Origin of the sequence: Corynebacterium freneyi (assembly GCF_030408835.1) — a bacterium.
Taxonomy (GTDB): Bacteria; Actinomycetota; Actinomycetes; order Mycobacteriales; family Mycobacteriaceae; genus Corynebacterium; species Corynebacterium freneyi.
Genome location: NZ_CP047357.1, coordinates 1,688,339 through 1,709,434, shown reverse-complemented (window position 1 = coordinate 1,709,434; position 21,096 = coordinate 1,688,339). Strand labels below are relative to the sequence as shown.

Sequence of the window (21,096 nt, the reverse complement as noted above, 5' to 3'; positions counted from 1 at the left end):
GCACCCCCGACCCTTGCCGGCCACCCGTGTGTGTGGTGGTTGGTGTGTGGTTGGTGTGTTCCCGTAGATCGTGTCGGTGGTTATAGCGGTGGGGTCACGCCCGGTCCCATTCCGAACCCGGAAGCTAAGCCCACCTGCGCCGATGGTACTGCACCTGGGAGGGTGTGGGAGAGTAGGTCACTGCCGGCCAATAACTTGTGTGAGGGAGTTTCCTTCGTTGTCGCCTGCCCGTGGGGTTGGTGGTGGCGGGGGAGACTCCCTCTTTTTTTATTGTGTGGGGTGTGGTTGCTGCCGGTCCTTTTTTGGGGGTTGGCGGGGACCACGCACCACGTGGTTGCAGGGGACGGCGGGACTGGGGCGTTTTTCGGGTACGTGGGCGCCCACCGTTGGTTCGGTACGCCACCTGCAGTCGCTGCCTGTAGGCTGTAGCCGTTGTACGCATACTTTGGGAGAGGTAATGAATAACTCCGGTTTCGGGCAGGGTGGCCCCTACGGGCAGGGTGGATCCTTCGGGCAATCCGGCCCCTATGGCCAGCCCGGTGGTGGACAGTCCGGGCAGCCCGGTGGCGGCGGTCAGAACCCCTATGGTTACGGCGGTGGCGGACAGGGCAACCAGGCCGGCGGCGCCGGCAACGGCGGTCAGTCCTGGGGCGGCGGTCAGTCCCCGCAGTGGGATCAGGGGATGCAGTCCGGATTCGGCGCCGGCGGCGGATACGGTGCCCCGCAGGGTGCCGCCGGCGGTACGCCCGGCGGTTCGGGATCCGGATCTTCGGGCTCCAAGACCCCGTGGATCCTCGGCGGCGTCGGCGCCGTGGCACTGATCGCCATCATCGGTGTGGTCGCCTTCTTCTTCCTGGGGGGCTCCGAACGGGCGGAAAAGAAGGCCGTCGCCGAGGCCGCCAACGATTCCGCGAATACGATCCTCGAGTCGGACAATCTCGTCGAATGGAATGCGCTGATGTGCACGGCCTACCGCGCCGATGACGAGAACATCCAGAAGTTCCAGGATTCGTTCGGTGCGTTCGGCGATGAGTTCATTGCTTCGGAGCTCGAGGCGGAGAGCTACGAGCCCGACGACGTGACCTTCACCAACGATGACCGTACGGCCGCGGAGATCGGTTCCGGTTCGTCCGCTTTGAAGATGGCGAAGGAAGACGGCGAGTGGAAGATCTGCGATCCGGACATTGACTTCTCGGCCTTTGATGATTTCGGCGACATGTCCGACATCTTCGATGACTTCGGCGACTTCTCGGACATGTTCGACGACTTCTCGAGCATTCTCGACGACTACGACGTCTGGTGATTGTTCGCCGGTGACGACGCCCGCGGGCCTCGGTGACATCCGGGCCGGTGGGCGTCGTTACAATCGGCAGCCATGACTATCATCGCCGCTGCCGACGGTTCGGCCCTTGGTAATCCGGGTCCGGCCGGCTGGTCCTGGTACATCGACGACGACACGTGGGCCGCGGGCGGGTGGAAGAAGAGCACGAACAACCGCGGCGAGTTGATGGCCGTGGCGGACTTGCTCGCGTCGACGTCGCACCGCGCCGATGAAGAACTTCGAATCCTGTGCGATTCGCAGTACGTGATCAACTCGGTGACCAAGTGGATGCCGGGGTGGAAGCGCAAGGGCTGGAAGAAGCGGGATGGAAAGCCCGTGCTCAACGTGGACATTCTGTCCGTCATCGATGAGCTGATGCAGGGCCGCGTCGTCCATTTCGAGTGGGTGAAGGGGCACGCCGGCCACGAGATGAACGAAGCCGCCGATGAGCGTGCGCGCGCCGCGGCGACGTCCTTCCAGGCCGGTGAGCCGGTCAACGAGGGTCCGGGGTTCCCGGGGGCCACGACGAGTGCGGAGCTGATCATGGCCGGCGGGCCTGCGGCCGCTTCCGGGAAGGAAGGGCGGGCCGCGTCCACGGAGTCGTCGTCACGCACGGCCCGCGGTGGCTCCGGCACGGGCGGTGCGGGCAAGGCCGCCTCGGATGCGGGGCAGGCCGGGCTTTTCGACGTCGCCGCCGACCCGGCAGCAGAAGCCATGACGGCGGTTCGCACCGCACAGGGGACGCTCGTGCGCGCGGCCGGAAGGGCCCGCGACGGCGACGAGGCTCGACTGGCCTTTTTGACCAAGCGCGCAGTGATCGTGCCGTCCGAGATGGACGCGGCGTTTCCGGCGGATTTCGCCTCGCAGCGGCCGGAGATCACGGTCGTCGGCGCCACCGGAGTGGCGGTGACGCGCGGCGGCGGGTGGACGGCGACGTCGACGTGGGACATCTCCGGCGACCCGGTGCTCGTGGCGCACCATCTTTCGGTCCACGCGTGAGGGGTGCGCGCGGCCGCGGCTGGTAGCCTGGGCCGTTGAACGCGGTGCCGGGGCATGGGCCCCTCTTCGCATGGTGAAGCGCCGCTTGATTCGTCAATGTTCGACTTTCATCCGCTTTCGCGCGGTGGATCGCCCCGACCGGGCGACGCCGTGGCGCGAAAGCGGCAATCGCGTGAGGAGCTTCCTGCAACATGGCCGAGAACGAAGGTTCGCGTCCCGACGGTGAGCGCCGCGGAGGCCAGGGCGGCCGCCCCGGTGGTTTCCGCGGCGGCCGCGGCGGTGGCCGCCCGGGCGGGCGTGGTCAGGGAGGCCGGGGCCAGGGTGGCCGCGGCGGGCGTCCGGGGCACGGCGGTCAGGGCGGCCGGCGGTGGGACAACCGCGACGGCCGCGATGAGCGTCGCGACGATCGGGGCGGGCAGCGTCGCGATGACCGTCGCAACGACCGCGACAACCGGGACAACCGCGACTACCGCGGCGAGCGCGGCGACCGCCGGGAGTGGCGCCGCGATGATCGCCGGGACGACCGCCAGGGGGAGCGTCGTGGCGGTGGCCCGCGCGGCGACCGTCGGGATGCCCGTCGCGGTGGCCCGGGTGGCCATGGCGGACAGGGCGGCCCGCGCCGCCGTTCCAACCGGGGCGGTCGTTTCCAGCCGGATCAGAAGCGTGCGCCGCGCACCGGCCCGCAGCGTCCGGGTTTCCGCGAGGAGCGCATCGTCGCGCGCCAGAACGAGCCGTCGATTCCCGATGACGTCAAGGCCGACGAGCTCGACCCGTCGGTGCGTCAGGATCTGAAGAGCCTGGCCAAGGACAACGCCGACACCGTCGCCCGCCACATGATCATGGCCGCGACGCTCATGGCCGATGACCCGAAGCTGGCGTTGCGCCATGCCCGCGCGGCGAAGGACCGGGCCGGTCGGGTCGGCGTCGTCCGCGAGACCAATGGCGTCGCCGCGTACCACGCCGGCGAGTGGAAGGAGGCGTTGGCGGAGCTGCGCGCCGCACGCCGCATTTCCGGTGGCGCGGGTCTGCTGGCGGTCATGGCCGACTGCGAGCGTGGCCTGGGCCGTCCGGAGAAGGCCATCGAGCTGAGCCGGACCGACGAGGTTCGTTTGCTTGACGACGACTCGCGCACCGAGTTGGCCATCGTGGTCGCCGGGGCGCGCCGTGACATGGGTGATCTGGATTCGGCGATCATCGAGCTCGAGGCGCAGAACCTGGATCCGAACCGCAAGGACTTCGAGGGCGCTCGCCTGTTCTACGCCTACGCCGATGCGTTGGCGGAGGCCGGCCGCACCGACGAGGCCCGCGAGTGGTTCAACCGTTCGGCCGAGCTCGACCCGGACGAGCTCCTCGACTCCCGCGAACGCGTGGCCGAGCTGTAGAACCGGGAAAGTGACCGACGCAGACCAGCACCGAACCCACCCAGAACCGAACCCACTTGGATTGGACCGAGGTTTTCCCATGAGCACCGAATTGCTTGCCGGACGTTACGACGCCGCCCTGCTCGATCTCGACGGCACGATCTACGAGGGCGGCCGCCCCGTCCCCGGAGCCCTCGAGGCGTTGACGGAGGCCGGACTGCCGATGCTGTTCGTCACGAACAACGCCTCGCGCTCCCCGGAAACCGTCGCCGAGCAGCTGCGTTCCCTCGGGTACGACTGCACCGGCGATGACGTCATGACCTCGGCGCAGGCCGCCATCGAAATGGCCGGGGGAATCATCCCGGAGGGTTCGAAGGTGCTGGTGCTGGGCGCGCAGTCGTTCCGCGACCTGGCGACCGAGGCCGGCTACGAGCTGGTCGACTCCGCCGACGACGAGCCGGCGGCGGTGTTCCAGGGGCACAACCCCGACACCAACTGGGCGATGTTGTCGGAGGCCGCGCTCGCCATCGCACGCGGCGCCACCTACCTGGCGTCGAACCTGGACACCACCCTGCCGATGGAGCGCGGCCTGTTGGTGGGCAACGGGTCGATGGTCGCGGCCGTGGTGTCGGCCACCGGCGTCGAGCCGCGCAGCGCGGGCAAGCCGCAGCCGCCGATGTTCCACCGTGGTGCGGCCCGCCTGGGGTCGCAGCGGCCGATCGTCATCGGCGACCGCCTGAACACCGACATCGCCGGCGGCAACGCCGCGGGCTACGACACCCTGATGACCGTCACCGGCATTTCCGGCCACCACGAAACGCTGTCGGCGATCCCGGAGGAACGGCCGACCGTCATCGGCGCCGACATGGGCGCCCTGGTCGCCCCGGCGGAGCACGCCGAACCGCGTCCGCAGGCCGGTTTCACCGCCGAGCGCGATCCGGAGGACCCGGGCGTCATCGTCATCGGCGGCGGCGACGCCTCGGATGCCCGTCTGGACAATCCTGCTCAGGCCGCGGTCGCCGCGCTGCTCACCGCCGCTTCGGTCGCCTGGTTCGACGTCGACGGTGCGCCGTCGACCGCTCCGGTCACCGGGGTGCGCACCACCTCGGATGCGGCCGCCGCTGCCGTCGCCGCGTGGCGGTGATGGAGGAGATGGCCGTTTCCGGACAGACCCCGAAGCCCGGCCCCGTGCCCGGCCCCGGCTCTTCGGGTCCCCGGCCGGGCCCCACGCCCAACGACGCCGCCGCCGCTCTGGCCGGCGGGGCGGTCGACCCGGACCGGCTTCGTCGTCACGTACGGGAAGCCCTCGACGCGCCCGCGCCGACCCCGGCCGACCGCGCCGCGCACCTGGAACGTGCGCACGCCCTGCTGCAGGAGGCGCTGGGCGGGGAAGGGGCGTCGCGTGGCTAAGGGATCGACCCCGAAACGCCGGCTGGACGCGGAGCTGGTGCGCCGCAAGATCGCGCGGTCGAGGGAGCATGCCGTCGAGCTGATCAAGGACGGGCGCGTCACGGTCAACGGAATGGCGGCGACGAAGCCGGCCACGGCGGTCACCGGGGACATTTCCATCCGGGTGAGCGAGGACGCCGACGACGCCAACTGGGCCTCGCGCGGCGCCCACAAGTTGCTCGGTGCGCTCGCCGCGTTCGAACCGGAGGGGCTGAGCTTGGCGGGGCGTCGCGTCATCGACGCCGGCGCGTCGACCGGAGGCTTCACCGACGTGTGCCTGCGCCGCGACGCCGCCGAAGTCATCGCCGTCGACGTCGGCTACGGGCAGCTGATCTGGAGGCTTCGCGACGACGCCCGCGTCACGGTCCTCGACCGGACGAACGTGCGTACCCTCACCGCGGACATGATCGGCGGTGCGGCCGACGTCATGGTCGGCGACCTGTCCTTCATTTCCCTGCGGTTGACGCTGCCGGCGCTGGTCGACAGCCTGGTCGACGGGGCGGACCTGCTGCCGATGGTCAAACCGCAGTTCGAGGTGGGCAAGGATCGCCTCGGCTCCGGCGGCGTGGTCCGCAGCCCGCAGCTGCGCAAGGAAGTCGTCGGCGACGTCGCCCGCTTCGGACGGACGCTGGGGCTGTCGGTGCGCGGCGTCGTCGCCAGCCCGCTGCCCGGCCCGTCCGGCAACGTGGAGTATTTCCTGTGGCTGGTCAAGGATGGTGGCGCATCCGACGTGGATGATGAAAAGCTGGATGAGATGATCGATCGCGCCGTGGAGGAGGGGCCCCGATGACGGAAAGGTCCGCGATGACGGAGGACCGGGACCGCCAGGTGCTGCTGGTGCCGCATTCGGGGCGCAGCTCCAACCTGGAGATGGCCGCCGAAGCGGCGGAGCTGCTCGACCGCGCCGGCATCGGCGTGCGCGTTTTGGCCGGCGATGATCCGGCGACGCTGCTGCGTCACCCGGTGCTGGGCCGGTACCCGCGGTTCGGACATTCGCCGCAGGCCGCGTCGGGGTGCGAGCTGGTGCTCGTGCTCGGCGGCGACGGCACGTTCCTGCGGGCGGCGGACATCGCCCATTCGATGGATCTGCCGGTGCTGGGCATCAACATGGGCCACGTCGGCTTCCTGGCCGAGTGGGAGCAGGAGTCGATGACCGAGGCGATTCAGCGGGTCATCGACCGCAGCTGGCGCGTCGAGGACCGGATGACGGTGACGGCGACGGTCCGCGACAACGATGGCCGGGTCATCGGCACGGGCTGGGCGCTCAACGAGGTCAGCATCGAAAACCTCAATCGCCGCGGCGTCCTCGACGTCGTGCTGGAGGTCGATCAGCGCCCGGTGAGCTCCTACGGCTGCGACGGCGTGCTCATTTCCACGCCGACCGGCTCGACGGCGTACGCCTTTTCGGCGGGCGGCCCGGTGCTGTGGCCGGAGCTCGACGCGATCCTGGTGGTGCCCAACAACGCCCACGCCCTGTTCGACCGGCCGATGGTGGTGTCGCCGCATTCGACGGTGGCGGTGGAGACGAATCCGCAGACCAGCGCCGCGCAGGCGGTGCTCGACGGGTTCCGGCCGATTCCGATGCCGGCGGGCAGCCGCATCGAAATCACCCGCGGCGAGCAGGCGGTGAAGTGGGTCCGCCTGGATTCGGCGCCGTTCACGGATCGGCTGGTGCACAAGTTCCGCCTGCCGGTGACGGGATGGCGGGGCCCGAGGCGGTGATTCGACGATGCTGACGGAGCTGACCATCCGCGACCTCGGCGTCATCCCCGAATCGACCGTGGAGTTCAGCCCGGGGCTGACGGTGCTCACGGGCGAGACGGGCGCGGGCAAGACCATGGTGGTCACGGGCCTGCGTCTGCTGTCGGGCGGCCGCGCCGACGCCGGTCGCGTGCGCACGGGGGCGGACAAGGCCGTCGTCGAGGGCAGGGTGTCCACGGCGGACCTCGCGGGTCCGCTTGCCGACGACGTCGACCGGATCCTCGACGATTGCGGGGGCGAAAGGGACGAAAACGACGAGATCCTGCTGGCGCGTCAGGTGTCGGCGAAGGGGCGTTCGCGCGCGTGGATCGGCGGCCGGGGCACCCCGGCGGCGTCGTTGGCCGACATCGCCGGTGCGGTGCTGGCCATTCACGGCCAGAACGACCAGCTGCGCTTGCTCGGCGGCGGGGAGCAGATCGCGGCCCTCGACCGGCTCGGCGGGGATCGGGTGGCGCCGCTGCTCGAGGCCTACCGCGAGGTGCGCGGCCAGTGGCGTGCGGCGGCGAAGGATTTGGAGGAGCGCACGTCGAAGCGCCGCGAAATGGCGATGCGCGCCGACCAGCTGACGTTCGCGCTGGAGGAAATCGACGCGGTCGACCCGGAGCCGGGCGAGGACGTGGAGCTGACCGAGACCATCCGCCGCATGCAGGATCTCGACGGTCTGCGCGAGGCGGCGACCGTGGCGTGGGCGGCCATCGACGGCCCCGGCGCCATCGGGGCGGCCGCCGGTGCCGCCGCCGACGATGAAGAGGGCGCGGCCGATTTGCTGGGCCGGGCGCAGCACGCGTTGGCGGGCTCCGGCGATTCCGAGCTGACGGACCTGGCCGAACGTCTCGGCGAGATCACCAGTGGCCTGACCGACGTCTCCGCGGGTCTGGGCACCTACCTCGAGTCGTTGCCGGAGGAGACCGAGTCGCTGGACGGACTGCTGGCCCGGCAGGCGGAGATCCGGAACCTGACCCGCAAGTACGCCCCGGACATCGACGGCGTGCTGGCCTGGCGGGACAAGGCGCGGCGCAAGCTCGGCACGCTCGACGTCTCCGGCGAGGCGCTGGACAAGCTCGCCGCCGACGTCGCCGCGCTGGAGAAGAAGGTCCGCGCGGCGGCGAAGAAGCTGACGACGATCCGCACGACGCTGGCCGCCGAATTGGGCGAACGGGTCACCGCGGAACTCAAGGGCCTGGCCATGCCGATGACGTCCCTGGTCGTGGAGGTTTCCGAGGCCGGTTCCTTCGGGCCGTCCGGCGCCGACGACGTTTCCTTCCTGCTGTCGGCGCACAAGGGGGCCGAACCCCGCCCGCTGGCCGGCAGCGCGTCGGGCGGCGAACTCTCCCGCGTCATGCTGGCCCTGGAAGTCGTCCTCGCCGAGGGCGACGGTGGCCGCACCCTGGTCTTCGACGAAGTCGACGCCGGCGTCGGCGGACGGGCCGCGGTGGAAATCGGCCGTCGCCTGGCGCGGTTGGCAGAACACAACCAGGTCATCGTCGTCACGCACTTGCCGCAGGTCGCGGCCTACGCCGACACTCACCTGCACGTGGCCAAGGACGTCGCCGAGGACGGAGTGGTCTCCGGGGTCGCCGCCCTGGACCGGGAGCGGCGCGTGGAGGAACTCGCCCGGATGATGGCCGGCCTCGACGGCACCGAGTCCGGCCGCGCCCACGCCACCGATCTGCTGGAGAAGGCCCAGAGCGACAAGAAGCCCCGGTAGACCGCACCCGTGCGGAGGCCGACTGCACCTCGTTGCGGCGCGCCTCCACCGAACGCGGCCCGCCCGGCGGCACACTGTGGCCCATGAGTCTGTTCTCGAAGAAGACCGCCGACGAACCGGGCATCACCGGCACCGTCCGCGATTGCCTGCGCTCCGACCGCGCGCTGAACAAGCTCGCCGACGGCGACATCATCGTCATCGACGCGCCCGACATCACTCGGGTCCTCGCCCAGCGGATCATCGATTCCAAGGCGAAGGCCGTCCTCAACACCGGTGCGTTCACCACCGGCGCCGTGCCCAACTTCGGACCGCAGATGCTTCTCGATGCCGACGTGGTTCTCGTCGAAAACGTCGAACTGGCGGAGTCGTCCAAGCTGCGCGACGGCAAGCCCCACCGCCTGTACGAGGGCAAGCTGTACCTCGGCGACCGGCGCGTGGCCGCCGGCGACGAGGTCACGATGGACAAGATCTCCGCCGACTTCGACGAGGCCCGGACGGGCATGGTCGACCGACTCGAGGCGTTTTCCGGCAACTTCGTCGAGTTCGCCGCCACCGAGGCCCCGCTGTACGTCGACGGCCTGGGCATCCCGGAGGTCGAGACGAAGCTCGACGGCCGCAAGGTGCTCATCGTCAGCGGCGGCGAGGGCCACGAACGGACTCTGAAGAACCTGAAGGGCTTCATCGGCGAGTTCGACCCGGTGCTCATCGGCGTCGACGCCGGCGCGGACACGCTGGTGGTGCAGGGGTACGAGCCGGACCTCATCATCGGCGACCCGGCGGGAATCGAGGCGGACACGCTGCGTTCGGGCGCCCGCGTCATCCTCCCGGCCGACCCCGACGGCCACGCCCACGGCCTGGAGCACATCCAGGACCTGGGCATCGGCGCGATGACCTTCCCGGCGCTGTCGGATTCTGCCACCGACCTGGCGCTGGTGCTGGCCGACCACCACGGCGCGTCGATGATCGTCACCGCCGGTTCGTCGCTGGACCAGGGTGACGTCTACGCCGGGGCCGATCAGCAGTCGCTGCCGTCGGCCCTGCTCAGCCGTCTGAAGGCGGGCGACAAGCTGGTCAACGGCGACGTCGTCGCGGACCTGTACCGCGTCGAGGGCGGTGGCCTGCGCATCATGTGGGCTCTGCTGGCGATCATCGTGGCGCTGGCGGTCATCATCGCCATCGCGGGCACCGCCGGCGACGGGTCGGTGAGCGAGAACCTCATCGACACGTGGAATTCCATCGCCCTGTGGTTCCAGGGCCTGTTCAAGTAGGGCGGGAGTAGACGATGGCGAAGAAGCGGTCGGGTGCGTGGAGCGTCGGCGTCGCGGGGGCGGCGCTGGGCGTTGCGGCGGGGTCGGCGCTGGGCGCCTACGTGCTGGCGCCGGAGGGCGGCATCGAGTGGGGCGGCGGGCAGGCCGCCGAGGAACGCGACGCCGCCATCGTCGAACGTGACGCCGCGAACGTCCGCGCCGATGCGGCCAACGCCGTAGTCGAGGATGTCGCCGCCCAGGTCGTCGACGGTTCGCTTTCCGACGTTCCCGTGTTGCTCGTGACCACCCCGGATGCGGATGCGGCGGCGGTGGACGCGATGGAGGCGCTGCTGGGGGATGCGGGTGCGCCGGAGGTGACGCGGCTGGGCGTGACGTCGAAGTTCCTGTCCGCCGAGGGCGCCGATGAGCTCAAGGACGTCGCCACCAGCGCGTTGCCGGCGGGAACGACGCTCGACGTCGATCGCCGTGACCCTGGTTTCCAGGCGGGTCAGGCGCTGTCGCCGGTGCTGCTGCTCGGCGAGGACGCCGGCGAGCGCGCCAGCGTCGCCGACCGTCGTCTGCTGTTGGGGTCGCTGCGTGACGCGGGCTTCATCGAGTACGAGGACGGGACGATGCGTCCGACTGCGGCGATCGTCGTCGTGACCGGGGCGGGCACCGGCGAAGGGGAGGATGCGGCCGCGGGATCGCGCATCCTCGCCGATTTCGCCGAGGCGCTGTCGGCCGACGGCACGGTCGTCGTCGCCGGGGATCCCGAGGCAGCCCGCGACGGTGGCGTCATCGAAGTGTTGGAGTCGTCCGACGCCGCCGGTTCGGTGGCCACCCAGCCCGCCATCGGCGACGCCGCCGGCCGCGTGGGCGTGGTGCGCGCGATCGTCGAGCGCAAGGGCGCCGGTGCCGCCTCGGCCGGGGAAGCACCCGCCGGGGAGCCCGCGGAAGCGCCCGCCGACCAGCCCGCGGAAGAGCCTGCGGAAACCGCCGAACCGGAGTAGGCAAGTAGTCATGACATCCACGGCCGATTCCCCCTCCGGGGCCCGGGCGGCGTCGTCCGCCGGTTCCCATTCCTTCGACGTCGTCGATTCCGAGATCCTCGTAGAGGCGCCGATCATCGCTCTGCGGCGGGATCAGGTGCGCATGCCGGGCGGCCGCGTCGCCGCCCGCGAAATCGTGGAGCATTTCGGCGCGGTGGCGGTGGTGGCGCGCGACGGCGCCGGCCGCATTTGCCTGCTGCAGCAGTGGCGGCAGTCGGCGGGGGAACGCCTGGTGGAATTGCCGGCGGGCATTCTCGACGTAGCCGGGGAGGATCCGCTCGTCGCCGCCCGCCGAGAGCTGGCGGAAGAGGCGGGCGTGGCCGCCGAGCGGTGGTCACTGCTCACCGACATTTACACCTCGCCGGGTTTCGCGGAGGAGTCCGTGCGCGTGTACCTCGCCGAGGGACTGTCCAGCGTCGATCGCCCGGCTCCGGAAGACGAGGAAGCCGACATGACCGAGTCCTGGGTCGACCTGGCGGAGGCGGCGGATATGGTCCTGCGCGGCGAGGTCACCAACTCCATCGCCGTCGCCGGCATTTTGGCCGCCCACGTGACCTTGTCGGAGGGGAGGGACCGTCGTGAAGCCGACGTGCCGTTTACGATCCGCCCCACCCGGCTCGCGGAGCGACGGGCCGAGGCGCTCGGCCCGGACGCGGACCTGAAGCAGGTGCCGCAGCGGGATTCGAAGCAGGATGCGGATGCCGACGGCCGACGCTGAGACGGCGGGCCCGGCGCGCGGGGTGGCCGAGGCGTTTTTCGATCATCTGGCCGTCGAACGCGGCGTGTCGGCGAACACGCTCGGCGCGTACCGGCGGGACCTGGCCAAGTACCTGGATTTCCTCGATGGGCTGGGCCGCGGTGATCTGCGGGCGGTGACGGAGACCGACGTCGGGGCTTTCGTGGCGCACCTGTCGCGCGGCGACGCCGATGCGGGGCAGGCGCCGATGGCGGCGTCGTCGGTGTCGCGGGCGCTGTCGGCGGTGCGCGGGCTGCACAAGTTCGCGCTCGGCGAGGGCGAGGTCGACGTCGACGTGGCCGCGGCCGTGGCACCGCCGAAGCGCGGCAGCGCCTTGCCCAAGGCCTTGAGCGTGGACGAGGTCACCGGGTTGATCGAGGCGATCCCCGTCGGTGATGCCGCCGAGATCGCCGACGTCCGCGACCGGGCCTTGGTCGAGCTTCTGTATTCGACCGGTGCGCGGGTGAGCGAGGTGACGGGACTCGACGTCGACGACCTCGACCGGGAGGAACGGCTGGTGCTGCTGCGCGGCAAGGGCGGCAAGGAGCGCATCGTGCCGGTCGGAGGGCCCGCCATCGAAGCCGTCGACGCCTGGCTGGTGCGCGGGCGCCCCGGGTGGGCGCGGGCGAATTCGGGGCCGGCGTTGCTGATCAACTCGCTGGGGCGCCGGATGTCGCGGCAGTCGGCGGCGAACATCCTGGCGTCGGTCGCCGAGCGCGCCGGGTTGGCCGGGCGGGTGTCGCCGCATACGTTGCGGCACAGTTTCGCCACGCACCTGTTGGAGGGCGGCGTTGACGTGCGTTCCGTGCAGGAGTTGCTGGGGCATGCGTCGGTGACCACGACGCAGATCTACACGATGGTCACCGCGGATAATCTCCGCAGGGTTTGGGCGGGTGCTCACCCGCGGGCGCGGTGAGCGCCGGTACAGTGGTCGCGAGGGGAGCGTGTGCTCCCGGCGTTGATCGGTGGTTACACCGATCTCCATAGGTCAAGGAAGAGGGGTTGACGGTGGCTGAGTCGGGCTTGTTCGACGACGATGGCATGCGGGTGGGCCTCACCGGCCGTCCGCTGCGTGAGCTGCCGGAGCCGAAGCCGCTGGAGTCCCACGGGCCGGCGACGATTCTGGCGATGTGCAACCAGAAGGGCGGCGTCGGCAAGACGACGTCGACCATCAACATGGGTGCCGCGCTGGCGGAGTTCGGCCGCAGGGTGCTGCTCGTCGACCTGGATCCCCAGGGCGCGTTGTCGGCCGGTCTGGGCATCCCGCACGAGGACCTGGATCTGACGGTCTACAACCTGCTCATCGACTCCGAAGCCGACGTCCGCGACGCCATCCACCACACGTCGGTGCCGGGCCTGGATCTGGTGCCGGCGAACATCGACCTGTCGGCCGCGGAGATTCAGCTGGTCAACGAGGTCGGCCGCGAACAGGCGTTGGGCCGTGCGCTGCGTCCGGTGCGCCGCGACTACGACTTCATCATCGTCGACTGCCAGCCGTCGCTGGGACTGCTGACGGTCAATGCGCTCACCGTCGCGCAGGGCGTGATCATTCCGATGGAGTGCGAGTACTTCTCGTTGCGCGGTCTGGCGCTGCTGACCGACACGGTGGAAAAGGTCCGCGATCGCCTGAATTTCGATCTCGAGGTGCTGGGCATTCTGGTGACCATGTTCGATCGCCGCACGCTGCATGCGCGTGAGGTGATGGAGCGGCTCATCGAGGTCTTCGGCGACACCGTCTTCGACACGGTGATCACCCGGACGGTGCGGTTCCCGGAGACGTCCGTGGCCGGTGAGCCGATCACGCAGTGGGCCCCGAAGTCCCCGGGCGCCGAGCAGTACCGCAATTTGGCGCGCGAGGTCATCGAGCGCACCGGCGGGTAAGGGGCGCCTTTGCTTTCCGACGAGCCGACGTCCGGGCCGGGCGCCCCGGGGGTCGCGGGCACCGTGGCGGATGACGTGGCGGGCGCCGAGGTGCTTCCGGGTGGGGCGGTGCAGGAGGAGCTCACCGGGTTCCGGGTGGCGCTGGCCAACTTCACCGGGCCGTTCGATTTGCTGCTGCAGTTGATCGGCAGCAAGAAGATGGACGTCACCGAGGTGGCGTTGGCGGCGGTGACCGATGAGTTCATCGCGTATACGCGCAGCCTCGATGCGGTCGGTGACCTTGATGAGATCACCGAGTTTCTGGTCGTCGCCGCGACCCTGTTGGATCTGAAGACCGCCCGTCTGCTGCCGCGCGGCGACGTCGACGATGAGGAGGATCTGGCGCTGCTCGAGGCCCGCGACCTGCTGTTCGCGCGTCTGCTGCAGTACCGGGCGTACAGCCGCGTGGCGGATCTGTTCGCCGACTGGGCGCGCGTCGCCCCGCACCGCTACCCGCGCGCCACGGGGCCGGACCCGGGGTTCGAGGGGCTGTTGCCGCCGGTGGAGATCGACATGGATGCCCGGCAGTTCGCCGAGTTTGCCGCTGTCGTCATGCGTCCGAAGCCGCCGGAGGAGGTCGGCATCGGCCACATCCACCAGGTCGCGGTGTCCGTCCCGGAGCAGGCCGGGCGGATCCTCGATGCGCTGCGGCTGGCCGGCGAGGGCACGTGGCTGACGTTTTCGCAGCTGACGTCGGAATGCCGGGTGTCGATGGAGGTCGTCGGCCGGTTCCTGGCGCTGCTGGAGCTCTACCGCGCCAAGGCCATCGACACCGAACAGGAGGAGGCGCTGGGGGAGATCAACGTCGCCTGGACCGGCCTCGACGTCGACCCGGCCGTGGTGGCCGCGGCGAACTGGGAGTAGGGCGGCTTTTGGCCGATGCCGGCCGGGAACCCGCGGTGGGAATCCATCACCCCTTTGACAGAACCCAGCGGCCTGGCTGACGCCCCACGGCACCGTCATCTCCGGGCATGAACCGGTTCCGCATCGTCCGCGTCGGCGGGGGCCCCATCCCCGATCCGATCGCGGTTGCGGATGGCGGCGAAGCAGATGACGGCGCACACCGCAGAGAACCCCGCGGCCATGAGCAGGACGACCGAGAGACCGGCCGTGAACATGTCGATGGCGTCCTGCAGCTGGGCGCCGTCGAGCACCTTCGCCAGGATGTCGAGGCGCCCCTCGGATGCGGCCTCGCGAACCTGCTCGGGTGCCCAATCGAGCTTGTCGACATGGGAGGAAAGGACCGCGCCGAAGATGGCGACGCCGACGGCGGTGCCAAGCGGGAATGCCGTGTTGGTGGCGCCCGTGGCGGCACCGGAACGGTCGGCCGGGGCAACCGCGAGCGCGAGGTTCATCATGTGCGGCATGGCCACGCCGGCGCCGATTCCGATCACCAGCAGCGGGAAGATCGAGGTCTTCCAGGTGAGGCTCGGGTCCATGATCAGGCCCAGCCACAGCAGTCCGACGCCCGTGATGACCATGGCCGCACCCGTCACGAGATTGAGCTTGCCGGTCTTCTCCAGGGCGGAGGACGGAGCGGCCACCACGACCATCGGCAGGGCGAGGGCGAGCAAGACGAGGCCCACTTGAATGGCGGTGCGGCCCTGCACGCCGGAAAGCCAGAACACCAGGTAGGGCAGAACGCCGAAGGTCACGAGCCGCGCGGTGAACGAAAGGATCATCGCGGCGGTGAACGAGGGCACCTTGAACAGCCGCAGATCAAGCAGCGCGTCGTCGCCGAGGCGCAACTGGAGGATGACGAAGGCCGCGAGCAGCGCGACTGCGGCAATGGCCGCGATGATGACCGTGGCGGACGCCCAGCCGTCCTTCGGGCCGGACACGAGCGCGTAGTTCAGGGCGAACAGTCCCGTGGCGACGAGAACGGTGGACGACCACGAGACTTTCGCGGAGTTGCGGGGCGTGTCGGGGGAGTGACGGCGGATGAGCATCATGGCGACGATGGCGATGAGGCTCACGGGCAGGTTGATGGCGAAGATCCAGCGCCAACCGCCACCGCCGACGACGAGGCCCCCGAACAGGGGGCCCAGGGCTGCGGCGCCGGCACCGGCGGCCATGAATGCGCCGACGGCACGGGCGCGGCCGGCCTCGTCGCCCACGTGGGCGTCGGCGATGATCGGCATGCAGGTGGCGAAGACCATGGTGGCGCCGATCGCCTGGACGACGCGCCCGAAGATCAGCCAGTCGGTGGTGGGCGCGGCCGCGCAAAGCAACGAAGCGAGGCCGAAGATGACGTGCCCTGCGATGAAGAGGCGGTGCCGGGGCATGTGGTCGGACAATGCGCCGACCCCCAGCAGGAGCGCGGCGAAGACGAGGACGTAGCCGTTGACGATCCACTGTGCATCCGAGAGGTTGGCCGATAGGTCTCCGGTGATGTCGGGCAGCGCAATGGCGACGACGGTCATGTCCAGCGTCATTATGGCGGCCGATAGTGCCACTACGGCCGTGATCCATCTGGAGCTCATGAACTTCCTTCCCGGGATGGTCGTATTGATGGGGAACGCAATGAAAATTGAAACGCGGAGTGGGGCGGAGTTCGCCCCTGCGAATTGTTGGTTGGCTTTCCGGATGGTGGGCGCTTTCGCGAATCCGGGTGTTGCGCCTGTGTGGAATATAGGCTAGCCTCCCCTTATTATGTAAGCAAGGGGTATTGGCCGTAATGAAAACGAGTCGCAGCAAGACTGCATGAGCGTGGCGACGAACGGGCGGGAATCTGAAGGCGGGGAGGGGATGATCGCAAGCGGTGCCGAGACGCCCGTTGAGGGGGAGGGTGGTGTGCCGGAACTTCGCGACGTGCGGGATCTGACTCCCATACAGGTCTCCTACCTCCGGGGACGTGACCCCGGACAGCCCTATGGGGGTGTCGATTGTCTGGCGCTGTTCGAGTTCCGTCGAGAGTTGGGCGAGGGGCGGCCGGGTACCGCGAAGTCGTGTCCGCTCGATCCGGAGGCGCTGCGGCGGGCGGTTGCTTCGTTGAAGCGGCATCCCGTGATGCGGTCCGTCATCGTCGACGGGTCTCATTGGAGTTCCCGTTCGAATGGCGATGATTCGCTTCCGTTGACGATATCCATCGATGATCGGCCAAATGTGGATGGTTTGGCGGAAAATGGCCGCAATGCTGCGGTGAACATCGATAACATTTGCAGCGAAAAGCGTTCCGAGATCTTGCTGAGGCAAGCTGATTACGCAACGGGGGAGCTCGGCTGGATCGACATCGGATATGTCGGAACCGGCGAAGTAATTCACATTGCGATATCCCTCGTGGCCGCCGATCTGGGTGGGGTGGGTGTGATCGTCAACGACCTCGCCGCCGCGTATGCCGCGTACGCCGGAGCCGGGCGAATCACCGCCGACGAAGACCTCGCCCCGGATTGGCTGACCTTCGGCGCCATCGCGGAACGGGAACGCGAATACGAGCGAGACCGTGCGAAGAACGCGAAAAACGCGAAGAACGCGAGGAATGCGACGAAGACTGACGGCGACGCACTCGACACGACCGTCGCCGATGCGCTGCCGCTGCCGCCGGCGTTGCCCGCCCCGGGCAATGACGGTGGGGCAGATGGCGTCGGCCGGAGCGTCACCCGCCACTCCGGCGCACTCGGCATCCCGCAATGGGAACGGCTCGGTCGCATCGCGGAAGCTGCGGGGGCCAGTCGACCGGGATTGCTCCTCGCCATATACCGGCATGCACTCGGTTTGTGGGATCCTGCCGAACGCCTTTCGATCGTCATGCCTGGGATGGACAAGAGAGCCACCCCGGATGACGTCCTCGACCGTACGAGGGCCTGGATCACCCGCTGCGCGACGTCACCGGGCATCACCTTGGGCGAAGCGGCCCGTGGCGCAACGGAGGAAATTCGCCGTCGCATCCGCGCCGGCCTCGACTTGGACGACGAACTGCGGCAGGCGCGGAGCAGGGGAGATGACCACCCGGGGATACTCCCGGTCGTACTCACCTGCGGCAGTGAAGAGGTTCTGCTGTCGCCCGAAGTCGGCGATGTATTCGGGCACCTCGCCCACACCGGGTCCGTGACTCCGCAGGTCCTATGCGACCTCCAGGTCCTTCGGCTGACCGCCGACGAAGTCCGGGTCGCCCTCGACGTCCGGGACGGCGCATACGCCGGCACCGTCGGCGAGGAGCTGTTTTCGGCGTTCTTCGGGGCACTGCGCTCGCTCGCCGAAGCGGCACCCGACACCGACGCCGCCGCCCTCGCTGCGCTGCCCCTCGACGACGTCATCCGGGTGGCGGGGGACACCGCCGCACGCCGTCGGGCCCTCAACGGCACTGCGGCCGCACCCGATGCTCTGCTCCACGCTCCTTTCCTCGAACGAGTCGAGCAGGCTCCCGACGCCACCGCGGTCATCGATCCCGGAAACGGTGACCCCCTCACCTACGCCGAGTTGCACCGGGCGGCCCTGGCGCTGGCCGATGAACTCGCCGACACCGTCCAACCGGGTGATTTCGTGGGAATCCGGCTGCCCAAGGGCCGCGATCAGATCACCGCCGTGCTCGCCGTTCTGTACCTCGGGGCGGCGTACCTTCCGATCAGCGCGCACGCCCCGCTGGCAGCAGCGTCCCCATACGCGCGACGGGCGGCTCACGGACCCGCTCGGCGACGTCGCCCGGGAATGGGGCTCCTCCGATCGGGTGCCGGAAGCCGAGACGTGGGGTGCCGTCGTCGACGCCGTTTGGCCGGAGGCCGTGCGGTCTGCGGCGGCCATGCTCACCGGCGACGGTGCCCGGGCACGCGACATGCTGGAACACAACCGTCGCTGCTTGTGCGTGCTGCGCTGGTGGCAAGACGTTTCCGCTCAACTGCCGGCGCCGGAACGGATCGACTCGCGGGATTCCGCGCACATCGATCCGCCGGAGGTGAAGTCGTGAACGGAACGATGGTTCCCTTGCCCGGCTCGGGTGCGGCTGCGGATCTTCCGTCGGTTCTGGTGTTCCCCCACGCGGGTGGCAGCCCGCGCCAGTACGCGAAGTGGGCCCGGGTTTTCTCCGGTGCCGGCGCGCCGGTGGCCGGGTTGGGCGTGACCTACCCGGGCCGCGACCGCCGCATCGGCGCCGCGCATCCGCGCACGATCCAGTGCCTGGCCGGCGAAGTCGCCGACGCCATCGAGGACATGGGCACGATGCCCGCGGTGTTGGCGGGGCACTCCCTCGGTGCAACGGTGGCGGTGGAGACTCTCCGGGAAATTCACCGTCGGCATCCCGGTGAGCGCTTGCCCGTCCTGGTCGCCAGCGGGCAAGCGGCGCCGGAACACGCCGGCGGCGGGTGCCTGCACGAATCCGATGATGCGGTCCTGCTCGATGAACTCAGCCGCCTCGACGATGCGACCGCCCAGGTCATGGAGGATCCGGAAATGTCGGCGCTGCTGCTGCCGGTCATCAAAGAGGACTACCGGTTGATCGAAACCTACGTGGCGTCGCCGCCCCCGGTGGTAGTCATGAAAACGACAATCATTACCGTTAGGGGCGTTTCGGATGACGACCTCCCCAAGGCGGCGATGAGAGGTTGGCAGGCGTGGGCATCCCGGGTCATCGGGCCCGTCGCCGTGCCCGGCGATCACTTCCACCACCTCAAGCACAAGGACCTGGCCGTGCTCTGCCGGATGATCGCGCTGGCGTCATCGCGCACGGTGCGGCACCGATCCGTCGGCGAAAAGAACGTCGACGACAAGACTCGAAACGATGAACGACAGATGAAGGAGGTTCTTCCATGAGCACGCCTGAAGCGGCGACGGCCGAGCGGGTGCAGGAGGAGCAGAGAACCGGGCAGAGGGAAGACACGGCATCGGCGGGTGCGGTCACCCTGCGCACCATCGAACCGGTTCTGCCATGGATCGTGGTGGCGGTGGTGCTGCAGATTCTCGGCTCGGTGCTGTCCGCGGTCCAGTTCCTCGCGCTGGCGGAGCTCGCGGTCAGGCTGGTGAGCGGCGGTGCGGACTGGGATGCCTCGAAGGGACCGCTTTTCCTGTTCCTCATCGCGTTGGGGTCGTCGATCACACTCGGAGCGGTCGCCCTGTTGATTTCCCACATCGCGGACGTCGACCTGCAGGCGCGTCTGCGCCTCGGGTTGGCGGCGAAGCTGGCGCGGCTGCCCCTCGGCTGGTTCGACGAGCGATCATCGGGCCGCGTCCGCCAGCTGATCCAAAATGACGTGGACTCGCTGCATCAGCTCGTCGCGCACACCATCGTCGAGCTCGTCGCGGGCGTGTGCACTCCTTTGGCGAGCCTGGTGGTGTGTTTCATCCTGGACTGGCGCCTGGGCCTGGTGGCGGTGGTTCCCGCGGTGCTGTACGCCGTCGCCTACGCCGCACTGGCGCCCCGGTCGAACGCCCAGGTGATGGACAGGATCCATGAAGGGCTCGCCGGGGTGTCGGAGACCATCGTCGAATACGTCAACGGCATCGCCGTTTTGAAGATCTTCGGCGAGGCGGGACAGGGGTCGCGCCGGTTCACCGAAAAATCCGAGAGTTTCCTCCGCGAGTTCTCCGACATGATCCGCCCGCAGATGCGCGCCCATTCGGTTGCGGTGGTCTTCCTGTCCGCCGCGACGGCCGGCGTCATCGAGGTCGCCTTCGGCCTGTGGTTCGTCCACGCCGGCTGGAGCCGACCCTCCGATCTGCTGGTCGTGACCATCATCGCGATGCTGTTGCCCGCGGCCATGCAGCCGGTGGCGGCGAGCAACCGTGCGCTCGAGCAGGCGATGGACGCGGCCCGCCGCATCTGCGAGATACTCGACGCCGACGAGTTGCCGGCCGCCGACGTCCCCGTCCGGCCGGACGGCAATGCGGTGGAGTTCGCGGATGTCACGTTCGCCTATGATCCCGGCAACCCGGCCGTCGTTGGGGTGACTGCCACCATCCCCGCCGGCGGCGTCACCGCGCTGGTGGGCCCATCCGGTTCCGGCAAATCCACGGTGGCCGCGCTGGCCGCCCGTTTCCGCGACCCCGACTCCGGCACCGTGCGCATCGGCGGAGTGGACGTGCGCGACATCGATCCGGAAGTGATGCGCCGGACCGTGGGGACGGTGTTCCAGGATCCGCAGCTGCTGTCGATCAGCATCGCGGACAACATCCGCCTCGCCGTCCCCGACGCGACCGACGACCAGGTCCGCGATGCCGCCCGTGCCGCCAACATCCACGACCGCATCGAGGAGCTGCCGCGCGGCTACGACTCGGTGGTCGGGCAGGACGCGCGTCTTTCCGGCGGCGAGGCGCAGCGTGTGGCGATCGCCCGCACCCTGCTCGCCGATACCCCGGTGCTGGTGCTCGACGAGGCGACGTCGGCGACCGACCCCGAATCGGAGGCCGCCGTGCAGGAGGGGCTGAACCGGCTCACCGCCGGGCGCGCTGTCCTGGTCATCGCCCATCGGCTGACGACCGTCAAGGATGCGGACCGCATTCTGGTCATGGACGGCGGGCGGCTGGTCGAGCAGGGCACCCACGATGAACTTCTTACCGAAGACGGGCTCTACGCCCGCATGTGGAAGGACATGGAATGATACGCGCACTTATTGC

The 21,096-nt window shown here is 69.4% G+C and carries 17 protein-coding genes and 1 rRNA gene; 17 read left to right on the top strand and 1 reads right to left on the bottom strand.

Features of this window, described 5'->3' with window-relative positions; translation table 11 throughout:
• The first annotated feature begins 72 nt into the window (after positions 1–72).
• The 15 genes from rrf (at position 73) to CFREN_RS07610 (ending at position 14,415) form a co-directional block, all read left to right on the top strand.
• Positions 73–189, top strand: a 5S ribosomal RNA gene (gene rrf, locus CFREN_RS07680).
• A 268-nt stretch (positions 190–457) separates the two neighbouring features.
• The gene (locus tag CFREN_RS07675) at positions 458–1,303 is read left to right on the top strand and encodes an Rv0361 family membrane protein (RefSeq protein WP_209652736.1); all 846 of its coding nucleotides are present in this window, start codon (positions 458–460) and stop codon (positions 1,301–1,303) included.
• Between the two features lie 72 nt (positions 1,304–1,375).
• On the top strand, positions 1,376–2,320 hold the full coding sequence (locus CFREN_RS07670) for a ribonuclease H family protein (protein WP_209652738.1): 945 nt from the start codon (positions 1,376–1,378) through the stop codon (positions 2,318–2,320).
• 191 nt (positions 2,321–2,511) lie between these two features.
• Positions 2,512–3,702, top strand: a complete 1,191-nt coding sequence (locus CFREN_RS07665) for a tetratricopeptide repeat protein (RefSeq protein ID WP_209652740.1) — start codon at positions 2,512–2,514, stop codon at positions 3,700–3,702.
• A gap of 79 nt (positions 3,703–3,781) precedes the next feature.
• Positions 3,782–4,825, top strand: a complete 1,044-nt coding sequence (locus tag CFREN_RS07660) for an HAD-IIA family hydrolase (RefSeq protein ID WP_070518959.1) — start codon at positions 3,782–3,784, stop codon at positions 4,823–4,825.
• Positions 4,826–4,833: 8 nt separating this feature from the next.
• Positions 4,834–5,091 carry a hypothetical protein gene (locus CFREN_RS07655; protein WP_209652743.1) on the top strand — a complete coding sequence of 86 codons (258 nt, stop codon included), beginning with the start codon at positions 4,834–4,836 and terminating at the stop codon, positions 5,089–5,091.
• Positions 5,084–5,920, top strand: a complete 837-nt coding sequence (locus CFREN_RS07650; protein ID WP_070518961.1) for a TlyA family RNA methyltransferase — start codon at positions 5,084–5,086, stop codon at positions 5,918–5,920. Before CFREN_RS07655 ends, CFREN_RS07650 begins: the two co-directional genes overlap by 8 nt.
• 14 nt (positions 5,921–5,934) lie before the next feature.
• Positions 5,935–6,852: an NAD kinase gene (locus tag CFREN_RS07645; protein ID WP_083291100.1), complete on the top strand. Its 918-nt coding sequence runs from the start codon at positions 5,935–5,937 to the stop codon at positions 6,850–6,852.
• Positions 6,853–6,859: 7 nt separating this feature from the next.
• Entirely contained in the window at positions 6,860–8,599 is a 1,740-nt protein-coding gene (recN, locus tag CFREN_RS07640; RefSeq protein ID WP_209652745.1) for a DNA repair protein RecN, read from the top strand.
• Between the two features lie 83 nt (positions 8,600–8,682).
• Entirely contained in the window at positions 8,683–9,867 is a 1,185-nt protein-coding gene (gene steA / locus CFREN_RS07635; protein ID WP_209652747.1) for a putative cytokinetic ring protein SteA, read from the top strand.
• 14 nt (positions 9,868–9,881) lie between these two features.
• Positions 9,882–10,856 carry a copper transporter gene (locus tag CFREN_RS07630; protein ID WP_209652749.1) on the top strand — a complete coding sequence of 325 codons (975 nt, stop codon included), beginning with the start codon at positions 9,882–9,884 and terminating at the stop codon, positions 10,854–10,856.
• 10 nt (positions 10,857–10,866) lie between these two features.
• Positions 10,867–11,613, top strand: coding sequence for an NUDIX domain-containing protein (locus CFREN_RS07625; RefSeq protein WP_209652751.1), 747 nt, complete (start codon positions 10,867–10,869; stop codon positions 11,611–11,613).
• Positions 11,594–12,547 carry a site-specific tyrosine recombinase XerD gene (locus CFREN_RS07620; RefSeq protein ID WP_209652753.1) on the top strand — a complete coding sequence of 318 codons (954 nt, stop codon included), beginning with the start codon at positions 11,594–11,596 and terminating at the stop codon, positions 12,545–12,547. Before CFREN_RS07625 ends, CFREN_RS07620 begins: the two co-directional genes overlap by 20 nt.
• A 92-nt stretch (positions 12,548–12,639) precedes the next feature.
• Positions 12,640–13,512, top strand: a complete 873-nt coding sequence (locus tag CFREN_RS07615) for a ParA family protein (RefSeq protein WP_246580207.1) — start codon at positions 12,640–12,642, stop codon at positions 13,510–13,512.
• A 75-nt stretch (positions 13,513–13,587) separates the two neighbouring features.
• On the top strand, positions 13,588–14,415 hold the full coding sequence (locus CFREN_RS07610; protein ID WP_420889138.1) for a segregation and condensation protein A: 828 nt from the start codon (positions 13,588–13,590) through the stop codon (positions 14,413–14,415).
• A gap of 95 nt (positions 14,416–14,510) precedes the next feature.
• Here the strand turns inward: CFREN_RS07610 and CFREN_RS07605 are convergent, their stop codons facing one another.
• Complete coding sequence (locus tag CFREN_RS07605) at positions 14,511–16,034, bottom strand: MFS transporter (RefSeq protein WP_209652755.1); 1,524 nt, start codon at positions 16,032–16,034, stop codon at positions 14,511–14,513.
• Positions 16,035–16,830: 796 nt separating this feature from the next.
• Between CFREN_RS07605 and CFREN_RS07600 the strand changes: the two genes are divergently transcribed.
• Entirely contained in the window at positions 16,831–19,296 is a 2,466-nt protein-coding gene (locus CFREN_RS07600) for a thioesterase domain-containing protein (RefSeq protein ID WP_209652757.1), read from the top strand.
• Complete coding sequence (locus tag CFREN_RS07595; RefSeq protein ID WP_209652759.1) at positions 19,293–21,080, top strand: ABC transporter ATP-binding protein; 1,788 nt, start codon at positions 19,293–19,295, stop codon at positions 21,078–21,080. The genes CFREN_RS07600 and CFREN_RS07595 overlap by 4 nt, the downstream gene beginning before the upstream one ends.
• The last annotated feature ends 16 nt before the right edge of the window (positions 21,081–21,096 follow it).

What these genes read in the sequence shown, in the direction of transcription:
- CFREN_RS07665 (WP_209652740.1), top strand. Translation starts at nt 2,512, where the DNA reads ATGGCCGAGAACGAAGGTTCGCGTCCCGACGGTGAGCGCCGCGGAGGC.
- CFREN_RS07655 (WP_209652743.1), top strand. Translation starts at nt 4,834, where the DNA reads ATGGCCGTTTCCGGACAGACCCCGAAGCCCGGCCCCGTGCCCGGCCCC.
- CFREN_RS07620 (WP_209652753.1), top strand. Translation starts at nt 11,594, where the DNA reads ATGCCGACGGCCGACGCTGAGACGGCGGGCCCGGCGCGCGGGGTGGCC.
- CFREN_RS07675 (WP_209652736.1), top strand. Translation starts at nt 458, where the DNA reads ATGAATAACTCCGGTTTCGGGCAGGGTGGCCCCTACGGGCAGGGTGGA.
- recN (WP_209652745.1), top strand. Translation starts at nt 6,860, where the DNA reads ATGCTGACGGAGCTGACCATCCGCGACCTCGGCGTCATCCCCGAATCG.
- CFREN_RS07670 (WP_209652738.1), top strand. Translation starts at nt 1,376, where the DNA reads ATGACTATCATCGCCGCTGCCGACGGTTCGGCCCTTGGTAATCCGGGT.
- CFREN_RS07660 (WP_070518959.1), top strand. Translation starts at nt 3,782, where the DNA reads ATGAGCACCGAATTGCTTGCCGGACGTTACGACGCCGCCCTGCTCGAT.
- steA (WP_209652747.1), top strand. Translation starts at nt 8,683, where the DNA reads ATGAGTCTGTTCTCGAAGAAGACCGCCGACGAACCGGGCATCACCGGC.
- CFREN_RS07645 (WP_083291100.1), top strand. Translation starts at nt 5,935, where the DNA reads ATGACGGAGGACCGGGACCGCCAGGTGCTGCTGGTGCCGCATTCGGGG.
- CFREN_RS07625 (WP_209652751.1), top strand. Translation starts at nt 10,867, where the DNA reads ATGACATCCACGGCCGATTCCCCCTCCGGGGCCCGGGCGGCGTCGTCC.
- CFREN_RS07605 (WP_209652755.1), bottom strand. Translation starts at nt 16,034, where the DNA reads ATGAGCTCCAGATGGATCACGGCCGTAGTGGCACTATCGGCCGCCATA.
- CFREN_RS07630 (WP_209652749.1), top strand. Translation starts at nt 9,882, where the DNA reads ATGGCGAAGAAGCGGTCGGGTGCGTGGAGCGTCGGCGTCGCGGGGGCG.
- CFREN_RS07595 (WP_209652759.1), top strand. Translation starts at nt 19,293, where the DNA reads ATGAGCACGCCTGAAGCGGCGACGGCCGAGCGGGTGCAGGAGGAGCAG.